Origin of the sequence: Nocardia sp. 2TAF39 (assembly GCF_052114905.1) — a bacterium.
In the GTDB taxonomy this organism is placed as follows: Bacteria; Actinomycetota; Actinomycetes; order Mycobacteriales; family Mycobacteriaceae; genus Nocardia.
In genome coordinates, this window is the sequence record NZ_JBFRFQ010000009.1 from 1 (window position 1) to 4,403 (window position 4,403).

Annotated in this window: 1 protein-coding gene; it reads left to right on the forward strand. The window is 69.6% G+C overall.

Going from position 1 to position 4,403, the window contains the following annotated elements:
• Positions 1-72 precede the first annotated feature (72 nt).
• Complete coding sequence (locus AB4Z47_RS07595) at positions 73-3,927, forward strand: hypothetical protein (protein WP_441949026.1); 3,855 nt, start codon at positions 73-75, stop codon at positions 3,925-3,927.
• Positions 3,928-4,403: the final 476 nt, after the last annotated feature.

The window sequence follows — 4,403 nt, forward strand, 5'->3', positions numbered from 1 at the left end:
TCGCAGACCGGTTCGCCCGCAACGCCTTCGAGCGGGGAGCGGGGTGCCCGGGACGCAGGTGAGGGCCGGGGTGTGCGGGCGGAGTCGAACGCTTCTGATCCGGCAGGGCCTGCGGCCGGGCAGCGGTCGGACTCCGAGCCGGCGCCGGGCGATCTGGACGGTGCCTTCACCCTGGTCGAGGAGAACTCGCAGCCGTCGGCTGATACCGGTAACGGCGTCGGGCAGCCGCCCGCGTCCACGGTCGAGGAAGGGACTTCGGTCGAGGAAGGGACGTCGGTCGAGGAAGGGACGTCGGTCGAGGAAGGGGCTTCGGTCGAGGAAGGGGCTTCGGTTGGGGAAGGGGCTTCGGTTGGGGAGGGGGCTTCGGTTGGGGAGGGGAGGTCGGTTGATTCTTCGACCGGCGCGCGGGTGCCGGTGTCCGATGGTGGGTTGGTGGGGATCGATTCGAACGCCGTCCAGCTGGTTTTGCCGGTGGAGGTGTCGGATTCCGTTGCCGGTCAGGCCACTGCCGCGGTGGATGTTGAGGGTGAAGTGGCCCGGGCGGGTTCGCTGGCGCGACCTCAGCCGTGGTTTCCGGGTTTGTCGGCGGGCTGGGTTGCGGCGCAGCCGACAGCGACGCCGCTCGAGTCGGGTCGGTGGGAGCGGCGTGTGCGCCAGGACAAGAAAATGTTGCAGCATGCTGTGTTGCGGATCAGGCTCGCGCGTGCTGAAGCGACCGCGCGGGGCGAGGTGGAATCGGGCGAGGTGTTGGCGGCGGATGTGGCGGCCGCGCAATTGGCTGCGGACCTGACCGAATTCGGTCGGGAAACAGCCGGTGTTCCGGCGGCTCAGCGCCAGGCCGATGAGCTGAGATGGCGGATGACGCAGGCRGCGTCGGCGCAGTTGCTGGACTCGCTGGTCGACCAGGCGGTGGCGATGCCGCTCGGCGACGGGGTGGGGTTGCTCGTCGAGGAGAAAACGGTGCTGGTTGTCGGGGCACAACCGGACCGGATGGTCGAGGAGGCGACCCAGAACTCGTTCGGTGAGGGCCTGGCGCCGTGGATGAAGGCCCGCTACCAGGTCGAAACCACCCAATGCATCGTCGATTGGGACGGCAAGGCGTGGTACCGGAAAGTCGTGGCGGCGCCGCCTGCGGATACCACCGACGACGGTTCCGCCGCACTGCTGGGAGGTGTCCAGCGGCAGCGGATYGTGACCCTCGCGCTGGCGCGGGAGGGGGTGACGGTCGAGGAGCTGACCGCGGATGTGGATAGCGGTGGGCGGCAGTTCGCCCGATTGTGGTCGAGGCTGAGGACGCTCGAGCAGCAGGCGTTGCTGCAATCGCATCCGCTGCTGGTGATTCGGGCCGAGGGRCTGGACCCGGGAATACGGGCTGTCGAGTGCGAGAAGTGGTTGACCCGAGCGCGTGAAGAGTTGGCCGCCGCCGGACAACACGACKCGACATCTCAGGCCACCGGGCCGGGCGCACCCGCCCCGATGTCCGGGCGAACCATACTGTTGCGCAGCCAGATCGCCATGGTGGAGAACATCGCGGCGRRRYTCACTTTGGCCCGCGCGTTGGCGTGGTGGTCGGTGGACCCCGAAGACCTGGCCGCCGACGCCGACTCCGGTGGTGGCCTGCTCGCGCAGCTGTGGCCGGAGCTGACCGAGCGTGAGCAGGCGGCGCTGATGAAGCTGCATCCGGACATCGTGGCTACACAACAGGCCCTCCCGGACGATGCGCGCGCAACAGCCTACGAGCTGCTGGGAGAGGTGGGGCGGCAACGGATTGTGGCTCTGGCGCTGCGGCGGGAGGGTGTGTCGCTCGAGGAGCTGACCGAGGACGCACACCACGGTGGTCACCAGATCACGCAACTGTGGCCGAAGCTGACGAGGTTCGAGCAGCAACTGTTCCTGGCCGAGCGCCTGATTGTGGTGATGRSGGCCCAGGGSCTCGATCCGGCAGTGCACGCTGGCGAGTGTGGGACGTGGTTGGCTCARGCGCGGGAAGTGYTGGCGCAGTTGCAGGCCCGCGACACGGCATTCCAGGCGACACGCCCTGGTGCGCCCAGCCCGCACACCGCCCCGATCACGCTGCTGCGCGACCAGATCGCCATGGTCGAGGACACCGCGGCGCGGTTCGCCGAACAGGTGGTGGCGCAACGTAACCGCAAGATCCTCGCCCAGGCGTTGGCGCGGGTGTCGGTGGACCCCGAAGACCTGCTCGCCGACGCCCGCTCCGGTGGCGGCCTGCTCACCCGGCTGTGGCCGCAGCTGACCGAGCGTGAGCAGGCGGCGATGGTGAAGCTGCATTCGAATATCGTGTTGGCCGAGCAGGCGCTGCCGGATGATGTGCGCGCCGAGGCGTGCCAGCTGTGGTTGGCGTGGGCGCGGGCCGAATTGGCTACGCGCCAGGAGTTGACCGATCCGGAGTTTCGCCACGCCGATCCGGGTACGTCCGAAGCCGACAGCGAGCGCCTCGCGAGCTTGGCACGCCAGATCGCCGGGGTGGAGAAGATCGCGGCCCGTCTCGCCGCCCGTCTCGCCGACCTCGCCGCCACCTTCAGCCTCACCACCGTCTTCGGCGACCTCCTCCACGACGAGCCCGCCGACAGCCCGCCCCCGCCCGCCGATCCGGTCATCGATCCGCGGACCGAAGCCGACATCGATGCGTTGATCGCGGAGATCTTGGCGGCCGACGATATCCGGCTGGAAGATTTCCAGCAGAGCACGAACAAGGTTGATCTGATCGACCGGGGCCGGTTGTGGCGGCGGTTGGGCCTCACACCACAGAAATACCTCACCGCGCGGCATACCGAATACGTCCTGACCGCCGATGGCCTGCCCTACCGGGACCGAGCCCGCGCGGCCCGGGTGTGGTTGGCGCGTAAACAAGCCCAGCGGGCGCAGGAACGGAAAAAGGACTCGCTGGCCTACATGCTGGCCCACCCCGGCACGGCGGGCACCGACCACGAACTCATCGCCGAATACTCCACCCAGATCGCGGCGGTGCAAACCCTGGCAGCCGCCCTGGACGCCCAAACACAAGCGATCACCGCCACCACCCGCACCGATACGCCCGCGCCGGTCGCGAATACGCCGTCGGTCGCCGTGGCCGGTGCCCGAGTACGGCGCATCCTGGCCGGCGAGGGGTCCCCAACACCACCACCGACCAGACACGCGCCACCACCCCCACCCCGACCGGCCGACCTACCACCGGAACCGACGGCAACACCACAGCCAACAGCGCAGGCAACGACGCGGATGCTTCGGCGGCGGCACCGAACACCGCCCAGGCCCGCAGTTCGGATATCTCGCCGGCACCGGCCTCGACCCCACCCCCCACGGCCGGGCCCGCCGAGACCGGTGCCGCACCGGCGGGCAATGCGGCGGGTGGGGCCGCACACGACGGGGCGCTGGCCGCCGGGACACAGCCCGGCCAAGCAGCAACGAGTGCCGCACCCGCCGACAACGCGGCAGGACAATCGGCCCCAGCCGCCGCGGACGCCACGACGAACACCGACACCCCACCCGCCACCGGGAACAGCGAACCCACCCCTGGTGCGCCCAGTGCGCCTGCCCCCGGCGCGCCGGTCACCGGCGCCACACCTTCTGCTACCGGACCTACCGCTACCGGACCTTCTGCTACCGGACCGATGGCGGGTGGAGCGAGTCGGGTCGGTCGTGGTAGCGCAGCGATGCCGGCTTCCCCCCGGATCGGTCACGGAGCCGACGAAACCACCACCGCCCACGCCGAACCGGCCAGCCTCTCCGACCCGGCCGATCCCTCGGCCACCCCACCCGGCGATACCGCCGATAGTGGCTCCGATTCCCGGGCGTCGGGCTTCTCACCCGACTCGGCCGCGGCACACGCGGATTCCAGCGACACTTCACCAGGCCAGACACCCACCCCCCAGTCGGATACGGGCGAGGCCCACGGGTCGGTGACCGATGCTCGACAGGCCCGGACCCGTCCAGATGACACCGGCGTGACCGCCCAGCCCGACGGCGCGGCCACCCCGAAGCCCGAGGGTGTGGTCGGTCCGGAGTCGGGGTCCGAGGGTGGGTCTCGGGCTGGTTCGGGCACTGGTGGTGATCCTCGGTCGGATGGGGAGAGTTCGAATGATCCGGCGGTAGTGGGTGATTCGGATTCGAGTACGTCGGATGATGCGCGGCCGGATGGTCTGGATGGTGAGGGGCGGACCCGGTCGGGTGATGGTGTCGATGGTGGGGCCCGGCAAGGCCCGGTGGGGGTGGGTGAGTCGGATGCGAGTGTTCGGGGTGATGATGCGTCTGCCCGGGGTCCGGGAGCCGACAAGGTCGATTTGACGGGTCAGTGTGCTGCTCGGTCGACGAATGTGTTGGCTGGGCAGTATCCGTCTGCGGGTATTCGGCCGGTGGGGGCGTCGTCGGATCCTGCTGGT